The organism is Massilia niastensis DSM 21313, from assembly GCF_000382345.1.
In the GTDB taxonomy this organism is placed as follows: domain Bacteria; phylum Pseudomonadota; class Gammaproteobacteria; order Burkholderiales; family Burkholderiaceae_D; genus Telluria; species Telluria niastensis.
The window spans coordinates 1-26,019 of sequence record NZ_KB908149.1 but is presented as its reverse complement, the minus strand read 5'-3'; the positions used below and the strand labels follow the sequence as shown (position 1 = coordinate 26,019).

Genomic DNA, 26,019 nt, shown 5'->3' with positions numbered 1-26,019 from the left:
CACGGCCTGCCGCCGCCAATTGTCGATACTGCGCATCGTCACGCCGAACGCTTCGGCAATCTGTGCGGTCTCCCAGCCAGGGCCATGTTCACCCTCATCCAATTTGAGCAGCACCTGGGCGTGCAGAATCTTCCACGCTGCCGACTTGCCTGTATGGGCAATGCGTTCAAACTGCGCGCGCTCTTCAGCTGTCAGCTTCACAACATACTTCTTGTTCACGATGGCCTCCTGACAGGGTTTACCCGTCAGGTTAGACCTTTTGGAGAAAATTGTGGGTAGCCGCTCCACTAGTCCTTGGCCCAGGACTGCCCTCGGCCAAAAGCGGGCTTTACAGCACGCACCTTCACCAAGCAGGAGTTGAAAGGAATGTCGATTGAAGTCGTGATCGCCAGTCTCGAAGCTTTTGGTGAAAGCAGACATGGAGATATCTACCAGTAATTCCGCCATGGAAAGGAATACCCGAGCAATGAGTGCCACAAAGCAGCGGGATCAAGCGATCAGTCTAGCGAAGTCTCGTCCTGAAGAAGCACTTGAGCTGGCTCGCCAAGTGAACGATCCGTGGTTTCGCGCGCAGGCGCTGTCCTGGGTTGCGCGATTCACGGACGGCGACGTCCTTGCAATCGCGTCAGAAGCAGCGAAAGCCGCGGCAGAATGTGATGACAACTATAAACAGAGCGCAGCTCGCGCATGGGAAATTGCTGCGCTAGCGGAACGAGACCACATTTTCGAAGCTCGAAAGTGCCTTTGCGACATCCTGCCGGCCGTCAAACATGTCGAACCGGCCTCCTCCCGGAGTGAAGCGCTTCTCCTACTGCTGCAAGCTGGCGCAAAAATCGCTAACGAAGACGCTGAGAAGGTGTACGAAGTAATGAAGACTTCATGTCAGCCGGAGCAACACTGGCGGTGCAGCCGTGCCCTGCGCGACGGCGCGAAAATGATATCCGGGGAACTCCAACCTCGACCATTCTTTTGGTAATGCGGAGTCATTTCTCGCTGGAGGGCTACGTCCCCTGTGGGTTATGGATTCAATTGATGGCGATACCTTGAACGCTCTTGCTAGAGGCTCTCAGGCGTCGGCCCGTGCATCCGGCAACTGCTCGAGCAGCCAGGCCCGGAACCGCTTGACGCTTTGCCGCCAGACGCCGCGATCCGGCTCGATCAGGCAGAACTGGGCATCGGTCTTCAGCACGGCGTCGACCGGCCGCACCAGGGTGCCGGTCTCCAGGTGATTGCCCACGAGGTTGGACCAGGCCAGCGCCACGCCCTGTCCGGACAGCGCGGACTGGATCAGCATCGAGTAGCTGTTGATATTGATCCGGCGGCGCGGCTGCACGGGGCCGCAACCCAGTTGCCGGAACCACTCGGGCCAGCCGATCCAGTCGCTCTGCGGATCGTCCAGCCACAGCCAGGTACACGACGCCAGTTGTTCCGGCGTCTGCAAGTCGGGGTGTTTGGCCAGGTAATCCGGACTGCATACCGGGAATATCTCTTCAGGAAACAGCGGTGTGACCTGGACGCCTTTCGGCGGCGTGCGGCAATAGAAGACCGCCAGGTCGCCATCCAGGCGCGACAAGTCCGTCACGTTGTCGCTCGCAACGATGCGCAGCTCGATCTCTTCGTTCTGGCGCTGGAATTCGGCGACTTTCGGCAACAGCCACAGCGATGCCAGCGCGGTGCTGGTGAGCACGGTCACTTGCTGCGCCCCCTTCCAGTGCCTGATCGTCCCGGTCGCCCGCGCCAGCTGGATCAGCGCCTCGTGGACCGACTCGAAGTACTGGGCGCCCGTGGGACTGAGCTCGATGCGCCGGGTGGTACGCTCGAACAGGGCCTTGCCGAGATACTCCTCGAGCAGGCGCACCTGGCGGCTGATGGCGCCTTGGGTGACGTTGAGTTCTTCTGCCGCCAGGGTAAAACTGAGGTGCCGCGCCGCAGCCTCGAACGCCACGAGGCTGTTCAAGGGAGGCATTGGATCAATCTTCATGGGAGAGAATCGTATAAGGATCGCAACTATATTCGCTCAGCAAGATAGCACGTCCTGACGCTGCCTGACTACCTGGTGCCGCCGGCGCTGGCGCTGGCGCCGTCCACGGTGCGCCCGCCCGGCGCACGGCCGCTGGCGACAAAGCGCGAGGAAAAATTCTCGGGGCTGAGCGGCCGGGACAGGAAATAGCCCTGGATTTCCTGACAGCCTTCGGCGCGCAGGAACTCCAGCTGCTCCTCCGATTCGACCCCTTCGGCGATGACTTGCAGGTTCAGGTTGGACGCCATCGCCAGGATCGCGCGCACGATGGCGCAGTCGTTGGGGTTGTGCGGGATGTCGCGCACAAAACTCTGGTCGATCTTCAGGCGGTCGACCGGCATCTGCTTCAGGTAGGACAGCGATGAATAGCCGGTGCCGAAATCGTCCACGGCCAGCTCCACCCCCATGGCCTTGATCTGGTGCAGCTTGTCGAGCGTGCCCAGGATATCGGCGATGAATGCGCCCTCGGTGATCTCCAGTTCGAGCCGATGCGAGGACAGGCCGGACAGTGCAAGCGCATACCGCACCTGGTCCACGAAATCGGGTTGCCGCAGCTGTACCACCGACACGTTGACGGCGATGCGCAGGTTCAGGCCGGCCCTGCTCCAGGCCACCGCCTGGTTGCAGGCCGTTCTCAGCACCCAGTTGCCCAGTGCGACGATGAAGCCGCTCTCCTCGGCCAGGTCGATGAACTCCTGGGTCGGCACCTTGCCCACGCCCGGCCGCTCCCAGCGCACCAGGGCTTCCGCCCCGACGATGCCGCCATCCTGGAGCGAGAGCTGGGGCTGGTAGTACAGGCGGAACTCTTCGTGTTCGATGGCTTGCCGCAGGGCGGTTTCCATGTCCAGCCGATGCTCGACCTGGCGCGCCATGGAATGATCGAAGAATTGCCAGCCGTTGCGCCCGGCGGCCTTGGCGCGGTACAGGGCGGTGTCGGCGTTGCGCACCAGGGCCTGGTAATCCAGCCCGTCCTGCGGGAACAGGGCAATGCCCATGCTGACCGTCAGGTACAGCTCGCGCCCCTCGACCGGGATCTTGCGCTTGAATGCCGCATTGATGCGTTCGGCCAGGTGCTCCACCTTGAGGGCGACGCGGTCGACCTCCTCCATCACGACGGCGAACTCGTCGCCGCCCATCCGCGCCAGCATGTCGGTCGGTCCCAGGCAGCCCTGCAGGCGCTGCGCGACCTGGACCAGCACCTCGTCGCCGGGCTCGTGCCCGAGGCTGTCGTTGAGGGTATTGAAATTGTCGATGTCGATCAGGACGATTGCCACGATCGACTGGTTGTGTTGCGCCAGTGCCAGCGCGTGTCCGGCGCTGTCGACCAGCGCATGCCGGTTCGGCAGCCTGGTGAGGGAATCGACGTGGATGGCCTGGAACAGCTGCTGCTCGGACTCCTTCTGGCCCGTGATGTCGATCGTGACACCGCGCACATGCATCCTCCCCACGCTGGCGTCCGCCAGCATGATGTTGCTTCGAAGCCAGATTTCCCTGCCGTCCGGCGCCAGGATGTGGTGCTCGACCGGCTTGAACAGGCCCGGCCCGCCGATCACCAGCGCCGGCTCGGCTTGCTTGCCGTCCGGCCCGGTACATAGCTTGTCGCGCCAGAAATGCGGATCTTCCACCCATTGCTCGGCCCCATGGCCGGTAATCGCTTCGGCGTTGCCGCTGACATAGGTGAAGTGGAAATTCGGCAGCGTCGCCTCCCAGACGACGCCGTCGATGCCGTCGACCAGCTCCTGGAAACGGCGGCGTGCGGCGTCCAGCTCCTGGTTGCGCCTTGCCAGGCCTTCCTGAGTCGCCTCGAGGTCGTCCAGCCGCAGCCACAGCGAGCGCAGCAATCCCAGCAGCAGCAGCGTGGACAGCGCGCCGATGCCGGCGATCTGCAGGCTGTGTGTCACCCAGGGCTTCAGTATCTCGTCGCGCGCGACGCTCGCCACGGCGATCACCTGCGACTCGGGGAGGCTCGCATAGCCGACCACGCGCGCGCTGCCGTCGACGATGCTGCGCTCGTTCTGGAAGACGCCGGTCGGCGCCTGTTGGAGCGAGCGGAACAGCTGCGTGGCGGCCAGGTTACGGTTCAAGGCCTCGACTGTCAGGGGCGTTTCCATGATCACCCAGCCGTCGCGCCGCACCAGCAGCAGGCGGCTGCTCTCGCCCAGTTGCAGGCGGCGGTAGACGCGGTCGAAGTAGGCCATGTCGACGCCGAAGCTGGCGATCATCCTGAGGGAACCGTCCGGATTGTCGAGCCGGCGCGCCACCGGAATGCTCCACTTGCCGCTGGAACGCGACTGGACCGAACGGGAGATATGCATGCCGCGTTCGGGGTGCAAGCTCAGGTAGGCGTAATACTCGCGGTCGCGGCTGTTGACCGGCCGCATCGGGTAGACCGAGGCGCTGGCGCGCATCCAGCCGTCGGGCGACAGGATCCCCATGCCGCCGACCTCGGGCGCGTCCTGCAGCGCCACGGCCAGGATCTGGTGCAGGGCCCGCTCGTGGTCGGCGGTGGGCGTCAGGCCGCGTCCCTCGATCTCGCTGATGACCGCGCGCAGGCGAATATCGGTTTCGCCGAAGGTGCGCAGGGCATGCTCGCTGAGCGTGGTGGCGATATTGCGCACATCGGACTCTGCCTGCCTGATGGTCGAATGGTAATCCTGCCAGATGGCAATGCCGGCGAACAAGACATAGAGCGCCGGCAAGGCGATCACGAGCGCCATCAAGCCACGGCGCAGCTTGCGGACGGAGTGCAACGTCATCCTGCCTCACCGGAAAAATTCTTGGGGCGACCATCATACACCCTGTCCGCTCTGCTTTACTCGGCATCAGCCTTCGACAGACGGGCGCGTTGCACGCCCATCTTTCATGCCTCATGCCAGGGTCGGTCCAGTCATGCGCTTGCGGTTTCCTGCATGTAGGCCCTGACGATGCTTTCGAAGTTTGCATCGGCCGACAAGCCGAGCGTCTTCGCCCTTCCCACGTCCCACGCCGCCGGCCAGCTGTTGACGATCCGTTCGACCGCCGGATCGGGCGCGAAGCTGATGCGCGCGACCGCTTCCGGTCCCGCCACCGTTTCCAGGGCCGCGACCATCTCCGCCACGCTGATCGACAGGCCCGGCAGGTTGACGATGCGGCTGTCGCCCAGGACCTCGGCCGGCAGTTCGTGTCCGGCAATCAGCGCTTCGACGGCGGCGCGCGGCGACAGCAGCCACAGCCGCGCTTCCGGCAACACCGGACAGACCGACGCTTCGCCGTTCAGCGGTTCGCGGATGATCCCGCTGGCGAAGGAGGACGCCGCCTTGTTCGGCTTGCCGGGACGCACGCTGATGGTCGGCAGGCGCAGCACGCGGCCGTCGACGAACCCGCGCCGGCTGTAGTCGTTGAGCAACAGTTCGCCGATCGCCTTCTGAGTCCCGTAGGACGAGCGCGGATTCAGCGCGGTATCGTCCCGCACCAGCTCGGGCAGCTTGCCGCCGTACACCGCGACCGAGCTGGTGAAGACGACCTTCGGCGCGTGCCCCAGTTCGCGGCAGATGTCGAGCAGCAGGCGCGAGGCGTCGAGGTTGATGCGCATGCCGAGCTCGAAATCGGCTTCGGCCTGGCCGCTGACGATCGCCGCCAGGTGGAAAATCGACGTGGTGTCGGTGTCGATGGCCTGGCGCAGCAAGGCGCCGTCGGCGATGTCGCCGGTGACGACGCGCACCCGCTCATCGCCGAAGTCCTTGGCCGGCACGACGTCGGCCAGGACCAGCTTGTCGATGCGCCGCACCCTGCCCTGGCTGTCGCGCAGTTCGCCGCGTGCGAGCAGTTCGCGCGCCAGGCGCTGGCCGAGGAAGCCGGCGCCGCCGGTAATCAGGACCTTCATGCTCGTTCTCCTTGCTTGATTGCCGCGGCAAGCCAGCCGAGGCCGTCTTCGGTGAGGCCGCGCGGGCGGTATTCGCAGCCGATCCAGCCTTGGTAGCCGAGTTCATCGAGCTGGCGGAACAGGAAGGGGTAATTCACTTCGCCGTCGTCCGGTTCGTTGCGGGCAGGAACGCTGGCAATCTGCACGTGGCCGATGCCGTCGACGTGTTTCTTGAAGGTCCGGCTCAGGTCGCCTTCGACGATCTGCGCGTGATAGAAATCCATCTGCACCTTGACGTTCGCCTGGCCGGACGCTTCACGCAGGGCATGCGCCTCGGCCTGTGTATGGAGGAAATAGCCGGGCATGTCGCGTCCGTTGATCGGCTCGATCAGGACCTCGATCCCGTGTGCGGCGGTGGCCGCCGCGGCGTAGCGCAGGTTGCCGAGGTAAACCTCGCGGTGGATGCGCCGGTCGGCGTCGGCGGGAACCAGCCCGGCCATCATGTGCACCCGCCTGGTGCCCAGCGCCAGCGCGTACTCGAGGCCGCGCGCGACGCCGGCCTGGAACTCCGCTTCGCGCCCGGGCAGCGCGGCAATGCCGCGCTCGCCCGCCGCCCAGTCGCCCGGCGGCAGGTTGAACAGGACGTTCTCGAGCCCGTTCTCGTTCAGCCACGACGCCACTTCCTGCGGCGCGTAGTCATACGGGAACAGGAACTCGACCGCCTTGAAGCCGGCGGCGGCGGCGGCGGCAAAGCGTTGTGGAAAGGGGACCTCATTGAACATCATGGTGATGTTGGCGGCAAATCTTGGCACGGTAAGGCTCCGGTTTAGATGTCGAGCCCGAAGGTCGACTTGAGTTCATCGATTTGCGCGGCGTCGAGCGCACGGGTCGGCACGTCGCGCAGCAACAGGAAGAGCTTGGCGGTTTCCTCGAGCTCCTCGGCGGCGTACACGGCCGCCTCGAGCGACGCGCCCGACACGACCGGGCCGTGGTTGGCCAGCAGCACCGCCGAGTGTTTCGCCGCCAGCGCCCCGATGGCGCCGGCCAGGGCGGGATCGCCCGGACGGTGGTAAGGCACCAGCGGCAGGCGGCCGATCTTCATCACGAAATACGGCGTCAGCGGCGGAATGCAGTCGTCATGGTCCAGGCCGCACATGCAGGACACGGCGGCCGAATGGGTCGCGTGCAGATGGACGATCGCATTGGCGCCGGCGCGCCGCTGGTACATGGCGCGGTGCAGGAAGGCTTCCTTCGACGGCGGCGCGCCGCTGAGCAGGCGTCCGTCCCAGTCGAGCCTGGAAATCGCGGCCGGGTCGAGCCGGCCCAGGCTGGCGTTGGTCGGGGTCAGCAGCCAGCCGTCCCCGACACGCACGCTGAGGTTGCCGCTGCTGCCGGCGCTCAGGCCGCGGTCGAACAGCGAACGGCCGAACTCGGCGATCTGCTCGCGCTGGCGGTTTTCTTCCGCATGAACGTGGATCGCCGCGCTCATGGCAGGCGGCTCCACGCCTTGAGGAAGAAATCGTCGCTGCCGAAGTTGCCCGACTTGAGCGCCAGCGCCAGCGGCGCGCCGTCGCAGCCGGCCTGCAGCGTGGTGGTCCAGGGTACCCCGGGATCGATTTCCGGCCCGATGCGCAGCCCCGACACCCCCAGCGCCTTGACCACGGCGCCCGAGGTTTCGCCGCCGGCCACGATCAGCTGGCCCACGCCCAGCGCCACCAGGCCGCGGGCGATGGCGGCCAGCGCCTCCTCGACCAGGCTGCCGGCGCGCTCGACGCCCAGTTGCGCCTGCACCGCCTTGACGGTCTCCGGCGTGGCCGTGGCATACACCAGCAGCGGCTGCCGGCCGACCTGCGGCGCCGCCCAGGCCAGCGCTTCGGAGACCAGGTCGGCGCCCTGCGCCAATGCCAGGGGATCGACGTGGAAGGACGGCGCCTGTTCGCGCATCGCTGCCACCTGGCGCTGGGTCGCCTGCGAACAGCTGCCGGCGATCACCGCGCGCGCCCCGCCGGTGGCCGGCAGCGTGTCGGCCGCCACCTGCCGCTCCAGCAAGCCACGGCGCCGGAAGTTTTCCGGCAGCCCCAGGGCGATGCCCGAGCCGCCGGTCACCAGCGCCAGGTCGGCGCAGGCGGCGCCGATCGCCTCGAGGTCGCGGTTCGATACCGCGTCGACGATGGCCAGGTTGCAGCCCTGTTCGCGCAAGGCCGCAAAGCGGGCGCCGATCGCCTCCCCGCCGCGCTCGACCACCCCGGCATCGACCAGCCCGACCTTGCCGCGCACCTGCTGCTGCAGCACGCGCACCAGGTTCGGATCGGTCATCGGCGTCAGCGGATGGTGGCGCATGCCCGATTCGCTCAGCAGTTCATTGCCGACGAACAGGTAGCCCTTGTAGATCGTGCGCCCATTGGCGGGAAACGCCGGACAGGCGATCGTGAAGCTGGCATCGAGCGCCCCCATCAAGGCTTCCGCCACCGGACCGATATTGCCGCGCGGCGTGGAATCGAAGGTGGAGCAGTACTTGAAATAGAACTGCCGGCATCCGGCCTGCTGCAGCCAGCGCAGCGCCGCCAGCGACTCGGCCACCGCCTCGTCGGCCGGATTGGTGCGCGACTTCAGCGCGATCACCACCGCGTCGACGCCGTCGGCATCGAAGGGCAGCGGGCCGGCCGGAACGCCGATCAGCTGGACGGTGCGCATGCCGGCCTTCACCAGCATGCCGGCCACATCGGTGGCGCCGGTGAAGTCGTCGGCGATACATCCAAGTAAGACAGTCATGTGAGCCCTCCTCAGGCCGCTTTGTCGGCGGCTTTCGGCGCCGGTAATGTAATGCCTGGGAACAGCTTGATCACCGCCGAATCGTCCTCACCGCCGTGTCCCGCGGCCGAGGCCTGCATGAACATCTGGTGCGCGGTCGCCGACAGCGGCAGCGGGAACACGCTCTTCTTCGCGTAGTCGAGCACGATGCCGAGGTCCTTGACGAAGATGTTCACCGCCGATAGCGGCGTGTAATCGCCGGCCAGGATATGCGGCACACGGTTCTGGAACATCCACGAACTGCCGGCGCTGTTGGAAATGACCTCGTACAGCGCGTCCGGGTCGCAGCCCGCGCGCAGGCCCAGCGCCATCGCTTCGGCCGCGGCCGCGATATGCACGCCGGCCAGCAGCTGGTTGATCATCTTCACCTTCGAGCCCTGCCCCGGCTTGTCGCCGAGGCGGTACAGCCTGGCGCAGATGGCGTCGAACAGCCGGGCGCAGGCGGCAAACGTGTCCGGCGCGCCGGCCGCCATCACCGACATCTCGCCGGACGCGGCCTTGGCGGCCCCGCCCGAGATCGGTGCGTCGATGAAGCGCAGCCCCATCGCCTGCAGGCGCGCACCGAGCGCCTCGGCGAATTCGGGCGACACCGTGGCGCAGGCAACGACGACCGCGCCGGGCTTCAGGTGGGCGGCGGCGCCGTCCGGGCCGAACAGGACCTGCTCGGTCTGCGCCGCGTTGACCACGACGATCAGCAAGGCCTCCACCTTCGGCGCCAGCTCCGCCGGCGAGGCGGCGCCGTGGGCGCCGGCCGACGCCAGCTTGTGCACGGCCTCCGGCCGCAGGTCGCAGGCATGCACTTCCAGCCCCGCCCGCAACAGCGATTGCGCCATGCCCATGCCCATCGCACCGAGGCCGACGACCCCGACGCAGTTGATTTGTTCTGCCATGTTGTTCTGCTCCTGCTTCAAAAATGGATTACCGGTTCACCAGCCGCGCCGGGATGCTCATCACGATGACCGCGCCGGCAACCAGCACGCCGGCCAGCATGTAGAGGGCGATGTCGGTCGACTGCGTCATGTCCTTGATGGCGCCGATCAGGAAGGGACTGACGAAACCGGCCAGGTTGCCCACCGAATTGATCGCCGCGATACCGGCGGCAGCGGCCACGCCATGCAGGAAGGCGGTCGGCAGGCTCCAGAACAGCGGCGCCGAAGACAACACACCGGCCGCGGCGATGCTGAGGAACACGATCGCCAGCGCGGTATTGGTGGTGCCGGCCAGCGCGCTGCCGATCAGGCCGATGGCGCCGAGCAGCAAGGGGATGACCAGGTGCCAGCGGCGCTCGCCGTTCTTGTCGCTGCTGCGGCCCATGTACAGCATCGTGACCACGGCCACCGCATACGGTATGGCGGTGAACATGCCGATGTTCAGGACGCCCGTGATGCCGGCGGTCTTGATCAGGGTCGGCAGCCAGAAGGTCAGGCCATACTGCCCCATCACGCAACAGAAATAGATCAGCGCCATCAGCCAGACGCGCGGGTCGGCGAACATCGCGCGCAGCGATGGATGGGCCACCTTGGTCCGGGCTTCCTTCTCGATGTTCGCCTCGAGCAGGCGCTTCTCGCCCTCGTTCAGCCATTTGGCGGGACGGATGCCGTCGTCGAGGTAGAGCAGCACGACGATCCCCAGGATCACGGCCGGCGCCGCTTCCAGGACGAACATCCATTGCCAGCCGCTGTAACCGTAGACGCCCGCGAAGCTTTCCATGATCCAGCCCGACAGCGGTCCGCCGATCAGGCCGGCCAGCGGGATCGCCGTCATGAAGGTGCAGACCATGCGGGCGCGGCGCTGCGCCGGAAACCAGTAGGTCAGGTACAGGATGATCCCGGGGAAGAAGCCGGCCTCCGCCAGGCCAAGCAGGAAGCGCATGACGTAGAAGGTGAAGGGCGTGCTGACGAACATGAAGGCGGCCGAAATGATCCCCCAGCTGATCATGATGCGGGCGATCCAGCGGCGCGCGCCGACCTTGTGCAGGAGGACATTGCTCGGAACCTCGAACAGGAAATAGCCAATGAAAAAGACGCCGGCGCCGAGGCCGAAGACGGTGTCGCTGAACTTCAGGTCGTTCAGCATTTGCAGTTTGGCAAAGCCGACGTTGACGCGGTCGAGGTAGGCCACGACATAGCAGAGCATCAGGAAAGGCACGATGCGCCAGGTGACCTTTCGATAGACCGAGGCCTCGTCGACGCTCGCATCGGGTGAATAGGCGCCGTCCTGTCCGCCCGGATGTGTTCCGATAATCGCCATCATGTCTCCTTGATGTTTTCCTGCCTGGACCGCGGGATGCGGGTAGCAAGATGTATGAAATTTGTATGGCTGTAGGTTAGCTGTCCATTTTTTGCGTGTCAAGCTGTATATTTTGTATAATCCAGGAAGCTTCGGCGCACCTTGCGGAGAAGATTGATGGACCAGACGATGATATTTACTCTCCCGGAGCCGGCGTCCGACGACGGCGGCTTCGTCACCGGCACACTCGGATCGCGCGTGGCCCACAAGCTGCGCCAGAAGATCCAGGACGACGGCCTGGCGCCAGGCACGCGCCTGCCGTCCGAGCAGGCGATGGCGCTGCATTTCGGTGTCAGCCGCAGCGTCGTGCGCGAGGCGATCGCCGCGCTCAAGGACGAAGGCATCCTCAGCACGCGCAAGGGAAGCGGCGCCTTCGTGCTCCAGGCCGACGGCCCGAACGGCGCGCGCGAGGACGAACAGACCCAGCAATCGGTGCAATCCTTGCTCAACCTGATTGAAGTGCGGCGCGGATTCGAGGCCGAGACCGCGGCGCTGGCCGCGTTGCGCCGCACGCCGGGGCAACTGGCCGAGATCGAGCACGCCTTGCTGGCCATCGAGGAAGCGGTGGCCGCGGGCGTCAGCGGCGTCGAGGAGGATGTGCGCTTTCACCTCAAGATTGCCGAGGCGACCGGCAACCCCTACTGGGTCAAGTTCATCGAGATGTGCGCCCAACCGATGCGTTCGGCCGTCAAGGTGACGCGCGCCAACGAAGCGCGGCGCGCCGATTTCTCGAACCAGGTGCGGCTGGAACATGAAAAAATCGTCCGCGCCATCGCCGCCGGCGACCCGGAGGCGGCGCGCGCCGCCGCAGCCGAGCACATGGTGCACGCCGCCGAGCGCGTGCGCCTGGCCGACCGCGAATTCTGGCGTGGAGACGGCGGCGAACTGGCGCGCAGCCTCGCGCGCGAGCCTATCCTGAGCTAGGTCTTACTTCACCAGCCAGCCGGCGTTGACGCAGATATCGCGCACCGTGCAACCCGCTGGAGCTGCTGCGCCGCGTCGATGGCAGGCTCAGATCGGGTGCGGCAAAGCAGGAGCAGACAGTCGTGTCGCGGGCGAATCCTCTCCGGACAAGATATACGATATCGAAATTACCGATATCAATAATCATCATTGGATTTATATTTTGCGCCGCAGCATAATGCACCTGTCTCCACTATTTCTCCTCCAAGAAAATAGTCTTCAGGCCCGCTCCTTGCGGGCTTTTTTTTTTTGCGCTATCGGTTCTCCAACTGTTCAAGCGCCCGGTCCTGCCGACCTTCCATACCGGCTGAGCGCCGCGGCCGGACGCCGGCGCCACGCCAGCGACCGGGACACGTGGCTTCCTCCGCGTCGCCAGTTCCCTGCAGGAGACTCCTGCGTCGCCGGGAGAGCTGACCGGCACCGTCGAACAAGCGGCCGAGAACACGCTGCAAACGAAGCTGCTGGTGCAAACCGTATCCGGCACTGCGGTCGACGGCGGCGCGTGCTGGGAGCAAGGCCGCGGACTTGCCGTCGTCGCCAAAAGGAAATCAAGGCCCTGATCAACGACTCGGTTGGCAAGATCGAATCCGGAACGTCGCTGGTGAAAACAGCAGGCAACACCATGAACGACTTCGTCGACAACGTACAGCGGGTTGCCGATACCGCCGGCGCCAGTCGCGAGCAGAGCACCGGTATCGGGCAAGTCAACCAGGCGGTCGTGCGCATGGACGAAGTCACCCAGAGCAATGCTGCTCTCGTCGAACAAGCGGACGCGGCAACGCAGGGCATGCAGGCCGCAGCGAACAACTTGATGAAAATGGTGCGTCTCTTCAAACTGTCGCAAGATCACATACCGACGGCTGGCCCGACACATGAATCCACCAGGGAGCAGGATGCGGGCTTGATGGCGGCCTTGGTTGGGAAAAGCGCTGGTCCTGCGCGAGGAACCAGGCAGCGTGCGTTCCATCCGGGCTCAGCCAGAAATGCAGATGCTGCGCGGAGCATGCGCATCGAGCGCTGAAGTCGCTGCACCATTCCGCGGGCTTCCCCGGGAAGGAGGATTCTCATGCAAACGGCACCCCCCTCACGCGGCATCACGCTGTTCTTGTGTGGCGACGTGATGACCGGCCGAGGCATCGACCAGATCCTTCCCCACCCCGGAAGGCCCAGGCTGTTCGAACCCTGGGTTGCCTCGGCACTGGACTACGTGCGACTCGCCGAGGCGGCGAGCGGCCCGATCCGGCGGCCGGTCGACTTTGCCTACATCTGGGGCGATGCGAGGGATGCCTTGCGGCGTGTGGCGCCGGACTTACGCATCATCAACCTGGAAACCGCGGTGACCACCAGCGATCAGGCATGGCCCCACAAAGGCATCCATTACCGCATGCATCCTGCCAACCTCCCCTGCCTCACGACTGCCGGCATCCACTGCTGCGCACTCGCCAACAATCATGTGATGGACTGGGGTTACCAGGGCCTGAAGGAGACGCTCGGCAGCCTGCATCGCGCCGGCATCGCCACGGCCGGCGCCGGGCGCGATGCCGCCGAAGCGGCCGCACCGGCCGTGCTGGATGTCCCCGGCAAGGGCCGGGTACTGGTGTTTGCCTGCGCCACGCAAGACAGCGGCGTGCCGCCCGAATGGCGCGCGGGTCCGGCCCGGCCGGGCGTGAATTTCCTGCCCGACCTGGGCGCACGCAGCCTGAACACCCTTGCACGCCAGGTGCGCGCCGCGCAACAGGCTGGCGACCTGGTGGTGGTCTCCCTGCACTGGGGCGGGAACTGGGGCTTCGGCATCTCCGCCCAACAGCAGGAATTCGCGCACGCTCTCATCGAATCGGCCGCGGTCGACGTGGTCTACGGCCATTCCTCCCACCACGTGAAAGGCATCGAGGTCTACCGCGACAAACCCATTCTGTACGGCTGCGGCGATTTCCTGAACGATTACGAAGGGATCGCCGGCCATGAAGAATTCCGTGGCGACCTGGCCCTGATGTATTTTCCTACCCTGGATGGGGGCAGGCTCACCCGCTTGGCAATGACGCCTACCCGGACCCGGCATTTTCGCGCGAACGCCGCGCCCGAGCCGGGGGTGCGCTGGCTGATGGCGACGCTGAACCGGGAGGGACGGCAGTTCGGCACCCAGGTGGCCAGGCCGGCGGGGCAGGACCTGCTGCTGCAGTGGCGAGCGCCAGGCTGACTTGCCCGGCAATATCGGATGCCTCATTCATCCTGCGCGGCGCGCTTTCCGCGCTCGGCATCGACCATCAGCAGCAGCAACAGGCCGGCAAGGAAAAAACCGCCGTTGATCAGCATCGCCTGCCGATGATCGCCCTGCGACAGCCAACTGACCAATCCATAGGTCAGCGGCCCGACGATCGACGCCAGGCGCACGGCCATGCCCCACAGGCCAAAGAATTCGGCACGCCGTGCTGCCGGACTGAGTACACCGATGAACGCGCGCGCGGAAGACTGGCTCGCGCCAAGACAGAGTCCGGCAATGTTGGCCGCGATCCAGAACAGCAAGGGGCCGCGCGCCAGCCATGCCAGCGCGGTCATCAGGATCCAGCCCGCCAGGGTGGCCGCGATGGTGGCGACATGGCCGATACGGTCCTGAATGTAGCCGAACGCGAATGCACCGACCGCGGCAGTGACGTTCACCACGATGATCAAGAGCACGGTGTCGCGCGTCGTGAAGCCGAGCGCCTGCTGCGCGTAGATCGCGGCCAGCGCGATGACTGTCTGGATACCGGCCTGGTACACCACGATGCAGAGCAGGAAACGGCGCAGGTCCGGGTAATGACGCGCCCGGCGCAGCGTCCGCAGCAGGCGCGCCGCGGCCTGCCCTGCCGTGCCGGCCGCGCTCCCTTGCGCTTGCGCGCGTTCGCGCAGCAGCAGGAAGGTCGGCACGCTCGCGGTGCCGAAGACCGCAGCCGTGATCAGCATCGTGACCGGGACAAATTGCATTGCCTGCTGCCCACGCGCAGCAGCCCAGTCGACATAGAGAAGACAGAGCCCCAGCGTCAGCAATCCGCCGAGGTAGCCCAGGCTCCATCCCCATCCGGACAGCCGGCCCTGATGCTCATCGGTGGCGAGTTCGGGCAGGAAAGCGGCGGACAGATTCTCGCCGATGCCGAAGAACATGCTGGACAACACCAGCAGCAGCATCGTCTGCCCCAGCGTCTCCGGGCCGGCCAGCGCCAGCGCAGCGGTGCTGGCAACACACCCCACGGTGGATGCCAGCAAGAGCCGCTTCTTGTTTCCGTGTAAGTCCGCATACGCGCCGAGCACCGGGCCGATCACCATCAGGAGCAGGTTGGAGACGGCCAGCGCGGCAGTCCATGCCAGCGTGGCCCATGCCTGCCCGCCGGCCACGACCGCCACGAAGTAGGCGTTGAAGATCGCGGTGATCACGACGGTTGTGTAACTGGAGTTGGCGAAGTCGTACATGGCCCAGCCCCAGGCCTCGCGGCGTGCCACGCCGGGCGCCAGGATACGCTGTGCAGCGGGAACGACCGTGCTTTCTGTTCTGGTCATCGGAGCGACTTCGGCGTCGGAAAAGGTAAGCACCAGCAGGCGTCACAAGATAAGAAACCTCACGCACGCGTCGACATCCGAAGGCTGGACGTTTGCCGAAGTGCGGCAAACACGATGCCGGCGGAGAGCACGGGAGGCGTATGGGTGACACATTCTAGCTTCTCCGGAAACAAAAAAACCACAGCCCTCATCGTGCTGTGGTTTTTTGGCAAGCCTGGTGATTACCGTGGGGTGGCTTGTGTATTCTCGATCGCGATGCGATTTGCCCGGCCTTGCGAATCCATCAGCCTGAAGCTCACTTCACGGAACAGCACGTCGATGGCGCGGGTTGGCCGCGATCCCTTGTTGACCTGCTTCACACCGAGGATTTCGAAGACTATCCTGTTATGCGCCAGGGCGAGGTACGAGTTGTTGTTATTAAAACGCGCCGCCTCGACTTGACGGGCCAGGCCTTCATCGGCCATGAGCGGCACTTGCATCCAGCCCGAGTCGTCCGAGAACCCGCGTCCACGCACGACGTAAGTGGCGCTGTCGGTGGAAGTGCTGTGCCAGTTGACCTTGATCGGGGCGCTGCGCATGGTCATATCGTAGGCTTCCACCTTGATCGCCGACGAACGGAAATAGAACAGGTTCGCCGAACGGAGCTGCTCGATACGGGCGTCGATCTTCCGGCCCATCTCCGCCAGGATTTCCTGCCTGACGAAGCCGTCGGCATGGTTGCGTTGATCCCCATCGATCCCGCGCTTGATGTGGAACTCCAGGAGGGCGCACTCTTCCCTTTCGCGCGCGTCGAGGGGGGCGTTGGCCTTCGCGGCGTAGAGGTAGGCCCAGTCGCAGTTCAAACGGCCGGACTGGCCATAGCGGTCTCCGCTTGCTCCGGCGCTGCCGACGCGGATGTGCATCGCGTTATCCTGGACCGGAGGGTTGTATTCGGTCTCGTTCCACCATTCGGGCAGCACGGAGCCGTGATTGGCCCTGGTCCCGCCGAAGATCTTGGTGAAGTTGAACTGCGCATGTGCGGCGATGGGCGCCATGCTGGTCACGGCTGCGCCGACGACGGTGAGGATCAGCTTTTTCATGGGTTCGCAAAATGAGAATGAGTGGTTATTGGGGCAACGCCGCCCCTCTGCCCCGGGCCGGAAGGACGCGGTCGGCCTGTCATGCGGGGGCCGCAGGCGCCGCTCAGGCGCTGGCGGCGCCCCCACTCACCATGACCAGGCGGGCGCGCTCGGACTTCGCACGGCGCGCCTCTCCCAGCTTGAGCCGCGCGCGCTCGATATCCTCGCAGCGCACCTCGTCGACCGGCGCATCGCAGCCGCCGATGCGCATGGCGCTCTCCTCGATCGTCAATTCGAAGAGCGTGCGCACGATCCGGGCATTCCCGAAATGTTCGCCGCGCTGGGCATACAGGCTCTCCAGTGCACCCAGCAACGTGGCGCGCGCATCCCCGACCAGGCGGTAGTCGTTGCTGGCCGCGAAGTACTCGAAGATGTCGGCCATCTCCGCGGGCGAGTAGTCGGCAAAGTGCACGTAGCGGGTGAAGCGCGACTCCAGTCCCTGGTTGCTGGCGATGAAGCTCCCCATGCCGTCCTCGTAGCCGGCCGCGATCACGGCCAGGCGGCTGCGGTTGTCCTCCATCTCCTTGAGCAGGGTATCGATGGCTTCCTGTCCGAACCCGTTTTCGCCAGTATCGACCAGGCTGTAGGCTTCGTCGATGAACAGCACGCCGCCATAGGCTTCTTCGATTTTCTTGCGGGTGCGGATGGCCGTCTGGCCGACGTGCCCTGCGATCAGGTCGCTCGCCGAGACCTCGACCACGTGTCCTTTCTCGAGCATGCCCAGTGCGGCGTAGATCTCGCCCACCAGCCGCGCGACCGTGGTCTTCCCGGTACCCGGGTTTCCGGTAAAGACCAGGTGCATCGATACCGGCGCCCAAGACATGCCGGCTTCACGCCGCCGCTCCTGCGCCCGCACCAGGCTGGTGAGGCGACGCAGTTCGTCCTTGACCGCGCCCAGTCCGGTCAGCCGGTCGAGCGACGCAAGCAGCGCGTCGACATCCAGTTCCTCCTTGCGTCCCACCAGGGGCAGATCCTCGGTCCGGATCTCGAGCGCACTGGCGTCGGGCTGCATCTTCAGGCGCGCGGCCTGGCGTTCGAGCATCCGGTCGACGAAGTTCCGCACCGTGCGCGCGTTGCCGAAATCGGCTCCCTTGGTGCGCACCATCTGCTCGAACAGCAATCCGGCGCGGGTCATCGCGCTCTCGCACACGACGAGTTCCTTGTCCTTGCACAGTTTGGCGAATATCTCGAGCAATTCGGGCGCGGCATAGTCGGGAAAATCGATGTAGCGGGTAAAGCGGGAATGCAGGCCCGGGTTCGAATCGATCAGCGTGTCCATTTCCCGGCGGTAGCCAGCCACGATCACCGCCAGGCGGCCGCGGCGGTCTTCCATTTCCTTGAGCAAGGTTGCAATGGCTTCCTTGCCGAAATCGCGGTCGGAGTCCTTCACATACAGCGCGTAGGCTTCGTCGATGAACAGCACCCCGTCCATGGCTTCCTCGATCTTCGCCAGGGTTTTCGGTGCGGTTTGGCCGATGTACTCGGCCACCAGGCCGCTGCGGTCGGTCTCGACCAGTTGTCCGGCGTTGAGCAGGCCGAGCGATGAGAAGATGCGTCCGACGATGCGCGCGACCGTGGTCTTGCCGGTGCCGGGATTGCCGGTGAATACCAGGTTGAGCGAGATCGGGTTGGCTTCGGCCCCGGCGCGCTTGCGGCGCTGCTCGGCGCTGACCAGGTCGATCAGCCTGCTCACTTCGCGCTTGACCGATGCCAGGCCGATCAGCGCGTCCAGTTCGGCCACCGCCGCCCGCACCGCAAGGTCCGATACCAGGTCGGCGTTCGCAATCCTGATCTGCGCCTGGTCGAACTTGCGCATCCGCCCCTGCGCATAGTGTCCGATGTCCCCGCCGGTGAACTCGACGACGCTCTTCTCCCTGGCCACCAGGGCCACGCCGCCGCCGTCGCCGAGGCGGCTCGAACGCACCACGACCTTGCCTTCGCCGTCGGCCTGGATCGCCCCCTTGGCTGGATTGACGATCCCTGCGCCGTCCACCATGACGACCGCGCTGTTACGCGACCACACCGCGCTCGACTGGGCTTCACGCAGGCTGCCACCCGTGATCGCGAGACGGCCCTGCCCGGTCGCCACCACCTGGGGATAGGTGTGTGAGCCGCCGCTCACCTCGCACTGCTCGAGCTGGAGCGAGGCATTGCCGGACACCCATGCGCCATTCTTGTGCGCGTTGCTGACCCTGCAGCGCTCCGCCTTCAGTTCGCCCCGGTCGGCGGCGATGAGCGCGCCGCCGCAGGCGCCGAACTCGCTGTCGCGTACCTGGAGGCTGGCCGATCCGAGCACGTGCACACCGGCTTCCGCCAGCAGGTTGAGCGTGCAGCCTTCCAGGGCGCCGCTCGCCTGGCCGCCGACGATCACTCCCTTCAGGTGGCGCTCGATACGGCAGCGGGTCAAGGCCAGCAGGCTGCCGCCTTCGGCCTTGACGGCGTACGGGGCGCTGGCATTTCCCAGCAGTGTGCACTGGTCGAGTTTCATGGAGCCGACCGTATTCCCGTCCACGCAGGCGCCATCGAACGCGACCGTGCTGGCCGACAGGCTCGCTCCCTGCAGGACCGAGATCGCGACCGGCCCGGCGACGCTGCCTTTGCGGATCGACAGCAGGCTGTCCGCTCCCGCCACCTGGACCGGCGCGCCGATCACGCAATCTTCAAAGCTCAGGCTGGTGCCGGCTTCGGCCTTGATCGCATGGGCCGCGCAAGCGCCGACGTGGCAATCGACGAACACGACCCGTGCGTTCCTGGCCACGGCGATGGGAGCGGCGATCCGCAAGCCGCTCAGGCGCAGGTCAGCGCCCGCCGCGATGGCCAGGGCCTGGGTGAGCGCCACCCGGCCGTCTTCCGGCCGGGCGCGCAGGTGGAGCTGGCCCGACAAGGCCAGCGCCCCCCCTTCGCCGGGCTGGTGGCCCGCACCGATCACGATCTCGTCGCCACTCCTGGCCTTGACCAAGGCGTCGCCGATGCGCGACGCATTCAGGAAACCAAAACCAACCTTGCGTACGGACATGTTTGCGTCAACCTTGAAGAATGTGGCGTGGACTGCCCCGGTGCCTGGAGCGTAGCGACGAAGGGCGTGGCGCCGGCCGATTCCTGGCGGTGGCCTTCGGTGCACCGATTATCGGTTGTTGCCAAGCTGTAAAGCCATGGAACGGATGTACCAAGCCGGCTTCCCGAGTACAAAGAGTTGCCAATCTTTAAACATTCGCTTAGCATTAAAACCTTTAATAAACTTGCAAGATTCACTTCTTGTCACCCTGCCCCCGATGAATACGCACGCCAAGCTGATCCTGGAGCTGTACGACATGGCCCAGCACGCCGGACAGCACGAATGCAAGGAAGAGATGATCATGGGCGTCAAGCGCTTGCTGCCATTCGAATCGGCACTGATCGGCGATCTGGGAATCTTCGGCAACCGGGTGATCCCGACCGGCGTCCATTTGCACAATGTGCCCGCCGAGCGGCTTGCCGAGCGCCAGCACATGCTGGGCGAGGAAATCATCACGCGCGACGGGCAGGTCACGACCCGCGACCCGGCGCTGCGCGCCACCTTCGGTAACCGCGGCAAGAGTGTGGCGACCGATATCGCCCACAGCACGCGCGATTCGGCTGTGCTCGCGTACTGCCGGAAATTCGAGACCGCGCATTCGCTGACCTTCGTCTCGGACCGCAACGTTCCTGGCCGTGTCAGCGTGATTTCGTTCTGGCGGGCGTCGCGGCGCGCCTTCTTCAGTGGCGACGATGTAGCGCTGGCCAACCTGGCGTTGCCGCACATGATCCAGGCGCGCCAGATCAATGAGCGGCTGACGGCGCATGCCGCGCAGGCGCCCGCGACCAGCGTCATCAGCGACCTGAGCGGGAAGGTCTACTTTGCGCACAATGACGCGATCGCCCTGCTGCAGGAGGAATGGCCGCAGTGGACGCCGCCGATGCTGCCGGAGGAGCTGACCGGCGCCTTGCGCTCGGAGCGCACGCGGAGCTACACCGGGAGGCGGCTCGAGGTACGCTGCAAGGTCGAAGGCAGCGTGCTCAACTTGATGGTGACACGGCGTGCGCCGGACGTGACGACGCTCACGCCGGCGGAACTACGCAGCGCGACGTTGGCCGCGCAGGGCCTGCAATACAAGGAGATCGCCAGGCAGCTCGGCCTGTCTCCAAGCACGGTACGCAATCAGCTCAACAGCGCTTACCGCAAGCTGAACGTCGCCAACAAGACCAGCCTGTCGCATGTGCTGATGGCGCGGGGGAGCTTTCCTCACCGGTGAGCCGGTGTGCTCGAGCGATAGGGAAGCGATGCAAGCCTTGTACCGGCGCGATGCCCCCGGTTACGCCCTGGCGGGATCGGCGCAGCACAAGGTCTTCCACTGTCGAACCCGCCTTAGAAGCTGTGGCGCAGCCCGAGCAGCACGCCGTTCTGCGACATGCCCGGCGCCACCGTGCCGCCCGCGTCCAGCGCGACCGCCGAGGCGCCGTCGTTGTCCATCCGGCCGACCGAGGCATGGATCGCGGTGCGCTTGGACAGCGCGTAGCTCAGGCGCGCCACGTACAGGGTCACGTCATCGGCGGAATTCTTCGCGTTGCGCTTGGCGACCTGGGCATCGAGCGTGAAGGCCCCGAACGGCCGGCTGGCGCCGAGGTAATACAACACCGACTCGACCTGTCCGGTCGCGGCCCTGGTCTCCCGGTCCATCGCGCCCGCACCGATCTTGGTCGCGCCCAGCATCAGGTAAGCATTCACGGTGGTGCGGATGTCGGTGTTGTCGCTGCTGGTCAGGCCGCCGCCGGCCCCGGTGTTCCCGTTCATCCTGTCGTAGGTCGCGTTCAGGCCCCAGCCCTTCGACTCATACCCGACCAGGGCGGTGTACTGGCGGCAGGCCTTGGAGTTGCCGGGCACCTCGCCCGGGCAGTTGGTCGCGGCCGGGCCGCCGGCCGACGCGGCATCGCGGCCGACGCTGTAGGTGGCGCCGACCATGAAGCCATTGAAGTTGCCCATGTAGCCGATCGCGTTGTCGCTGCGGGCATTCGGGATGTACAGGTCGATGCTGCTGATGGAAAACAGGTGCGGTCCCATCACGTCGGACTTGATCGAGGACATGAAGGTCATGTTGACCTGGCGCCCGACGGTGAGCGTGCCCCACGCGCCCTTCAGGCCGACGTGGGCGGCGCGGCCGAACAGGCGGCCGCCCTGCCCCGCGGTGCCGTTGTCCAGCGACAGGCCGTTCTCGAGCACGAAGAAGGCTTGCAGGCCGTTGCCGAGATCCTCGGTGCCGCGGAAGCCGATCCGCGAAGGCAGGGAACTGGTCAGCGACGGCACCTTGGTGACCGAGTTGCCCGCTGCATCGGCATGCGTGATGTGGGCCAGGCCGCTGTCGACCAGGCCATAGACCTGCACCGAGCCCTGTGCGCATGCCGAGGACGCGGCAACGCCGCACGCCAGCGCGAGCGCGCCGTGAATTGGTTTCATGATATCTCCTGCTTGTTATAAATATGTGTGGGGCCCCATGGGAAGCATGGGAGTGTCCGGCTGCCGCCGGCCGGGCCGCCTTCCAGGCGGCCCGTCTTGCTCTTGCTGCGAGGATCAGGCCGGATCGGCCACGCGCTGGACGGCGATCTCCCTGGCGGACGCCGAGCGCTCGTGCTTGATCAGGGACACGGCGATGGTCGCGATAACGGCCGGGATCGAGATCGCCAGGAAGTTCTGCTGCAGGGGCAGCGCCATCCCGACCAGGGTGCCGATCACGATCGGCGCCAGGATCGCGCCGCTGCGGCCGACGCCGGACGCCCAGCCGATGCCGGTGGAGCGCACCGTGCTCGGATAGAACTGGCCGGCATAGGCATAGGTCACGATCTGGGTGCCGATGGTGGAGGCGCCGGCCAGGCCGACCAGCAGGAACAGCACCGGGGTCGACACCGGATAGCCCAGCATGGTGATCGAGACCGCCGCCAGTGCATACATCGCGACCAGCACGTACTTGATGTGGAAGCGGTCCGCCAGCCAGCCGCCGCCGACCGCGCCGATCACGGCGCCGAAGTTCAGCACCAGCACGAAGGTCAGGGCCGAACCCAGGCTATAGCCGGCGCCCGCCATCAGTTTCGCCAGCCAGGAGCTGAGCGCATACACCATGAACAGGCACATGAAGAAGGCGATCCAGAACATGATGGTGCTGAAGCCGCGTCCTTCCTGGAACAGCTTGCCGATCGGGGCGCCCTCGGCGCGCTCGGTGACAGGAATCTGGAAGTTGTCGTCCGGCGTCGCGCGGTAGCTCGGCTCCATGCGGGCCAGCACCGACTTCAGCTCGGCCAGGCGGTTCTGCTTGATCAGGAAAGGCATCGATTCCGGCATCGACTTCAGGATGAAGGGAATCAGGATCACCGGCACGCCGGCTGCCAGGAACACGGACTGCCAGCCATGCTGCTCGAGCAAGCCCTTTCCGAGGACCGCCGCCAGCATGCCGCCGATCGCATAGCCGCTGAACATCAGGGTGACCATGGTCGCGCGGATCTTCTTCGGCGAGTATTCGGTCATCTGGGCCACGACGTTCGGCATCACGCCGCCGATCCCGAGGCCCGCGAGGAAGCGCATCACGCTGAACATGTAGGGGTCGGTGGTCATCCCGGCGGCCGCGGTGAATACGCTGAACAGGGCCAGGCAGATCACGATCGCCCAGCGCCTTCCGATGCGGTCGGCCAGGGTGCCCAGGGAAATCGCGCCGAACATCATGCCGAACAGCGCCGAGCTGACCATGAAGCCCGCGTTCTGGGCGGTCACGCCCATCTCCTTCATGATGGAGGGTAAGGCAATGCCGGCCACCGCGAGGTCATAGCCATCGCAGATGATGATGATCCCGCACCAGAGCAGCAGCGAGGTGTGGAAGGCGTTGAATTTGGCCGTGTCGGCCATTTTATGTACGTCGATGTGTCGCATGATGTGTGTCTCCTTGAATGTAAGTGTTGTGCCGCACATGCCCGCTTATGTCTTGTCGTTCCGGCCTCCCTTCAGGCTGCTGCCGTGCAGTACCCAGCACGCGGCCATGCCGATGACGATTCCCCAGAACGCCGCGCCCAGGCCCAGGAAGCTCATGCCCGACGCGGTTGCCAGAAAGGTGATGATGGATGCCTCGCGGTGGTCCTCGGCGGCGATGACGCCGGCCAGGTTGGCGGTGATGGGCCCGAGCAGGGCCAGTCCGGCCAGGGTGACGACCAGTTCGCGCGGCAGCGCGCTGAACAGCATGACGATCGAACCGCCGCACAGGCCGGCGGCCAGGTAGAACAGGCCGTTGGCGATGCCGGCGACATAGCGCCGGCGCGGATCCTCGTGGGCGTCGCGGCCGGTGCACATGGCGGCAGTGATGGCGGCGATGGCGATCGTGATGCCGCCGGTGACGGCGACCGCCAGCGAGACGATGCTGTTGACGCTCATGATCGGGCGCACGCCCGCACCGATGTAGCCCGAGGTCTTCAGCACCGCCATCCCCGGCAGGTACTGCCCGGTGAGCGTCACCAGCACCAGCGGCAGCGCCAGGCTGAAGGTGCTGGCCCAGGACCAGGCCGGGGTGATGAACTGCGGGGTCACCAGTTCCAGCGCGACGCCGGAGAACCGGGTGGCGCCCGTGAACACGGCGATCAGGACGCCCGCCACCAGCAGCAGCATGACGCTGTAGCGCGGCACGGCGCGCTTGAACACGAGATAGGCGCCGATCATGCCGAACGCCAGCAGCGGCAGGGTGCCGGTGGACTTGAAGGCTTCCAGTCCGAACGGCAGCAGGATCCCGGCCATCATGCCGCTCGCGACACCTTTCGGCACCAGGCCCATCACCCGGTCGAAGCTGCCCGACAGGCCGATCGCCAGCAGCACGGCGGCGGCGGTGATGTAGGCCCCCACCGCTTCATGGAGCGACAGCTCCGGAAACAAGGTGATCAGCAGCGCCGTGCCCGGCGCCGACCAGGCGGTGATGACGGGAACCCGCAGCCACCAGCTCAGCACGATCCCGGACAGCGCGGCGCCGATCGAGATGCCCCACACCCAGGACGCGAACATGGCGTTGTCGACCTGGGCCGCCTGGGCCGCCTGGGCCGCCTGGTAGAAGATCGCGAGCGGCCCGGTAAAGGACACCAGCACGGCCAGGAAGCCGGCCGTGACCGCGGAAGCAGACCAGTCCGAGCCCGCCGTCCTGGCCATCGGGGGCAGGACGCGCGGCGTGTCGGCGCCGCTCGCGGAGTCGCCGGGCTGCGGCCGGTGTTCGTGGCGCAACCGGCCCTCCTCGCGCTGCGCGTGAGATGGTTCCTGCATGGTGTCTCCCTGCGGTGATGATCAAGTGCTGGCCTGCGCCCGGCGCAGGCCTGGTCCTGCCGGGCTCAGCCCAACAGGAAAGCATCGACTGTTTCTGCGAACAGTTCGGGGACTTCGAGATTCGACAGGTGCGAGGCCGGCACGCTGGCCAGGCTGGCGCCGGGAATCGCCTCCTGCATGAAGCGCGCATCCGCCACCGTCGTCACCGGGTCCAGCGCCCCGGCAATCACCAGGGTCGGAACCGGGATACGGACGATCGCTTCGCGCAGGTCGGCGTCGGCCAGCGCATCGCAGCAAGCCGCATAGCCCTCCGGATCGGCCTGGCGCAGGTTCGCCTGCATCGCGCCCACCAGGTCCGGCTGCGCCTGCACGAAGCCGGGCGTGAACCAGCGTCCCGGCGAGCCGGCCGCGATCTCCTCCATCCCCGTGGCGCGCACCGCCGCGGCGCGCGCGCGCCAGCCCTCGGGCGTGCCGATGCGCGCGGCGGTATTGGCCAGCACCAGCCGCTCCAGCCGGTGCGGCGCATGCACGCCCAGCCACTGGCCGATGGCGCCGCCCATCGACAGCCCGACGAAGTGGGCGCGCGCGATGTCGAGCGCATCGAGCAGTCCCAGCACGTCGCGGCCCAGCAGGTCCAGGCTGTAGGGGCCGGCCGGGCTGGCCGAGGCGCCGTGGCCGCGGGTGTCGTAGCGCAGCACGTGGAAGTGGCGCGCCAGCCTGTAGGCCAGGTCTTCCCACATGCCCAACTCGGTGCCGAGCGAATTCGACAGCACCACCGTGGGCATGGCGGGCTTGCCCTGGCAGCGGTAATGCAGCAGTGTTCCGTTGATCGTCGCGGTCGCCATGATTACCCCTGGTCGCCGCCGCCGACCGGCAGCACGCTGCCGGTGATGTACGAAGCTTCTTCGGAGGCCAGGAACAGGATCGCCCCGACCTGCTCGGCTATCGTGCCGTAGCGGTGCATCGGGCTGGAGGCGATGGTCTGGTCGACGATGCCCTGGTACCAGACCTGTTCCTGCTCGCTGAGCGGCCTGGGGTTGCGCGGCACGGCGCGCGGCGGCGCCTCGGTGCCGCCGGTGGCCACCGCGTTGACGCGGATGCCGTCCTGCGCATGCTCGAGCGCCAGGCTGGCGGTCAGCGCATTCAC

21 protein-coding genes and 1 pseudogene are annotated in these 26,019 nt (G+C 66.0%); 5 read left to right on the top strand and 17 right to left on the bottom strand.

Annotated features, from left to right (window positions below; genetic code table 11):
* Window positions 1-219: pseudogene (locus tag H162_RS35070) on the bottom strand (helix-turn-helix domain-containing protein); the annotation flags it as partial.
* A gap of 199 nt (window positions 220-418) precedes the next feature.
* On the opposite strand from H162_RS35070, the gene H162_RS34465 reads away from it, so the two are divergent.
* Window positions 419-976 (top strand): hypothetical protein, encoded by a 558-nt coding sequence (locus tag H162_RS34465; protein WP_169444583.1) that lies wholly within the window; start codon window positions 419-421, stop codon window positions 974-976.
* 90 nt (window positions 977-1,066) lie between these two features.
* On the opposite strand, the gene H162_RS0126660 is transcribed toward H162_RS34465, so the two are convergent.
* The 8 genes from H162_RS0126660 to H162_RS0126625 all read right to left on the bottom strand — a co-directional run bounded on the left by H162_RS0126660 (window position 1,067) and on the right by H162_RS0126625 (window position 10,925).
* The gene (locus H162_RS0126660) at window positions 1,067-1,981 is read right to left on the bottom strand and encodes a LysR substrate-binding domain-containing protein (RefSeq protein WP_026355138.1); all 915 of its coding nucleotides are present in this window, start codon (window positions 1,979-1,981) and stop codon (window positions 1,067-1,069) included.
* 68 nt (window positions 1,982-2,049) lie between these two features.
* The gene (locus H162_RS32900) at window positions 2,050-4,776 is read right to left on the bottom strand and encodes a bifunctional diguanylate cyclase/phosphodiesterase (RefSeq protein WP_084677144.1); all 2,727 of its coding nucleotides are present in this window, start codon (window positions 4,774-4,776) and stop codon (window positions 2,050-2,052) included.
* A gap of 131 nt (window positions 4,777-4,907) precedes the next feature.
* Window positions 4,908-5,882 carry a D-erythronate dehydrogenase gene (gene denD, locus H162_RS0126650; RefSeq protein ID WP_020656537.1) on the bottom strand — a complete coding sequence of 325 codons (975 nt, stop codon included), beginning with the start codon at window positions 5,880-5,882 and terminating at the stop codon, window positions 4,908-4,910.
* Window positions 5,879-6,673, bottom strand: a complete 795-nt coding sequence (gene otnI, locus H162_RS0126645) for a 2-oxo-tetronate isomerase (RefSeq protein ID WP_026355137.1) — start codon at window positions 6,671-6,673, stop codon at window positions 5,879-5,881. Before otnI ends, denD begins: the two co-directional genes overlap by 4 nt.
* 14 nt (window positions 6,674-6,687) lie before the next feature.
* Window positions 6,688-7,350, bottom strand: a complete 663-nt coding sequence (gene otnC, locus H162_RS0126640; RefSeq protein WP_020656535.1) for a 3-oxo-tetronate 4-phosphate decarboxylase — start codon at window positions 7,348-7,350, stop codon at window positions 6,688-6,690.
* A complete protein-coding gene (gene otnK, locus H162_RS0126635) occupies window positions 7,347-8,633 on the bottom strand; it encodes a 3-oxo-tetronate kinase (protein WP_020656534.1) in 1,287 nt (428 codons plus the stop codon). Before otnK ends, otnC begins: the two co-directional genes overlap by 4 nt.
* A gap of 11 nt (window positions 8,634-8,644) precedes the next feature.
* Window positions 8,645-9,562: an L-threonate dehydrogenase gene (ltnD, locus tag H162_RS0126630; protein WP_026355136.1), complete on the bottom strand. Its 918-nt coding sequence runs from the start codon at window positions 9,560-9,562 to the stop codon at window positions 8,645-8,647.
* Between the two features lie 28 nt (window positions 9,563-9,590).
* Window positions 9,591-10,925, bottom strand: coding sequence for an MFS transporter (locus tag H162_RS0126625; protein ID WP_020656532.1), 1,335 nt, complete (start codon window positions 10,923-10,925; stop codon window positions 9,591-9,593).
* A 165-nt stretch (window positions 10,926-11,090) separates the two neighbouring features.
* Between H162_RS0126625 and H162_RS0126620 the strand changes: the two genes are divergently transcribed.
* The 3 genes from H162_RS0126620 to H162_RS0126610 all read left to right on the top strand — a co-directional run bounded on the left by H162_RS0126620 (window position 11,091) and on the right by H162_RS0126610 (window position 14,121).
* Window positions 11,091-11,885 (top strand): FadR/GntR family transcriptional regulator, encoded by a 795-nt coding sequence (locus H162_RS0126620; protein WP_229452287.1) that lies wholly within the window; start codon window positions 11,091-11,093, stop codon window positions 11,883-11,885.
* A 661-nt stretch (window positions 11,886-12,546) separates the two neighbouring features.
* Window positions 12,547-12,945: a hypothetical protein gene (locus H162_RS34855; protein ID WP_020656530.1), complete on the top strand. Its 399-nt coding sequence runs from the start codon at window positions 12,547-12,549 to the stop codon at window positions 12,943-12,945.
* 45 nt (window positions 12,946-12,990) lie between these two features.
* Window positions 12,991-14,121 carry a CapA family protein gene (locus H162_RS0126610; RefSeq protein WP_040788324.1) on the top strand — a complete coding sequence of 377 codons (1,131 nt, stop codon included), beginning with the start codon at window positions 12,991-12,993 and terminating at the stop codon, window positions 14,119-14,121.
* A 23-nt stretch (window positions 14,122-14,144) separates the two neighbouring features.
* Here the strand turns inward: H162_RS0126610 and H162_RS0126605 are convergent, their stop codons facing one another.
* The 3 genes from H162_RS0126605 to H162_RS32895 form a co-directional block, all read right to left on the bottom strand.
* On the bottom strand, window positions 14,145-15,458 hold the full coding sequence (locus H162_RS0126605; RefSeq protein WP_211223752.1) for an MFS transporter: 1,314 nt from the start codon (window positions 15,456-15,458) through the stop codon (window positions 14,145-14,147).
* 221 nt (window positions 15,459-15,679) lie between these two features.
* Window positions 15,680-16,537, bottom strand: a complete 858-nt coding sequence (locus H162_RS0126600; protein WP_020656527.1) for a hypothetical protein — start codon at window positions 16,535-16,537, stop codon at window positions 15,680-15,682.
* Window positions 16,538-16,640: 103 nt separating this feature from the next.
* Window positions 16,641-19,592: an AAA family ATPase gene (locus H162_RS32895; RefSeq protein ID WP_020656526.1), complete on the bottom strand. Its 2,952-nt coding sequence runs from the start codon at window positions 19,590-19,592 to the stop codon at window positions 16,641-16,643.
* A 256-nt stretch (window positions 19,593-19,848) separates the two neighbouring features.
* Between H162_RS32895 and H162_RS0126590 the strand changes: the two genes are divergently transcribed.
* Window positions 19,849-20,847 (top strand): helix-turn-helix domain-containing protein, encoded by a 999-nt coding sequence (locus H162_RS0126590; protein ID WP_020656525.1) that lies wholly within the window; start codon window positions 19,849-19,851, stop codon window positions 20,845-20,847.
* 113 nt (window positions 20,848-20,960) lie between these two features.
* Here the strand turns inward: H162_RS0126590 and H162_RS0126585 are convergent, their stop codons facing one another.
* From H162_RS0126585 to H162_RS0126565, 5 genes are all read right to left on the bottom strand, one after another.
* Window positions 20,961-22,046, bottom strand: coding sequence for a porin (locus H162_RS0126585; RefSeq protein ID WP_020656524.1), 1,086 nt, complete (start codon window positions 22,044-22,046; stop codon window positions 20,961-20,963).
* A 114-nt stretch (window positions 22,047-22,160) separates the two neighbouring features.
* Window positions 22,161-23,507 (bottom strand): MFS transporter, encoded by a 1,347-nt coding sequence (locus tag H162_RS0126580; protein WP_026355133.1) that lies wholly within the window; start codon window positions 23,505-23,507, stop codon window positions 22,161-22,163.
* 45 nt (window positions 23,508-23,552) lie between these two features.
* Window positions 23,553-24,833 (bottom strand): benzoate/H(+) symporter BenE family transporter, encoded by a 1,281-nt coding sequence (locus H162_RS0126575; protein WP_020656522.1) that lies wholly within the window; start codon window positions 24,831-24,833, stop codon window positions 23,553-23,555.
* A gap of 104 nt (window positions 24,834-24,937) precedes the next feature.
* Window positions 24,938-25,717 (bottom strand): 3-oxoadipate enol-lactonase, encoded by a 780-nt coding sequence (pcaD, locus tag H162_RS0126570; RefSeq protein WP_020656521.1) that lies wholly within the window; start codon window positions 25,715-25,717, stop codon window positions 24,938-24,940.
* Between the two features lie 2 nt (window positions 25,718-25,719).
* Window positions 25,720-26,019 (bottom strand): SDR family oxidoreductase (locus tag H162_RS0126565; protein ID WP_020656520.1); only part of this gene is annotated, 300 nt, incomplete at its 5' end.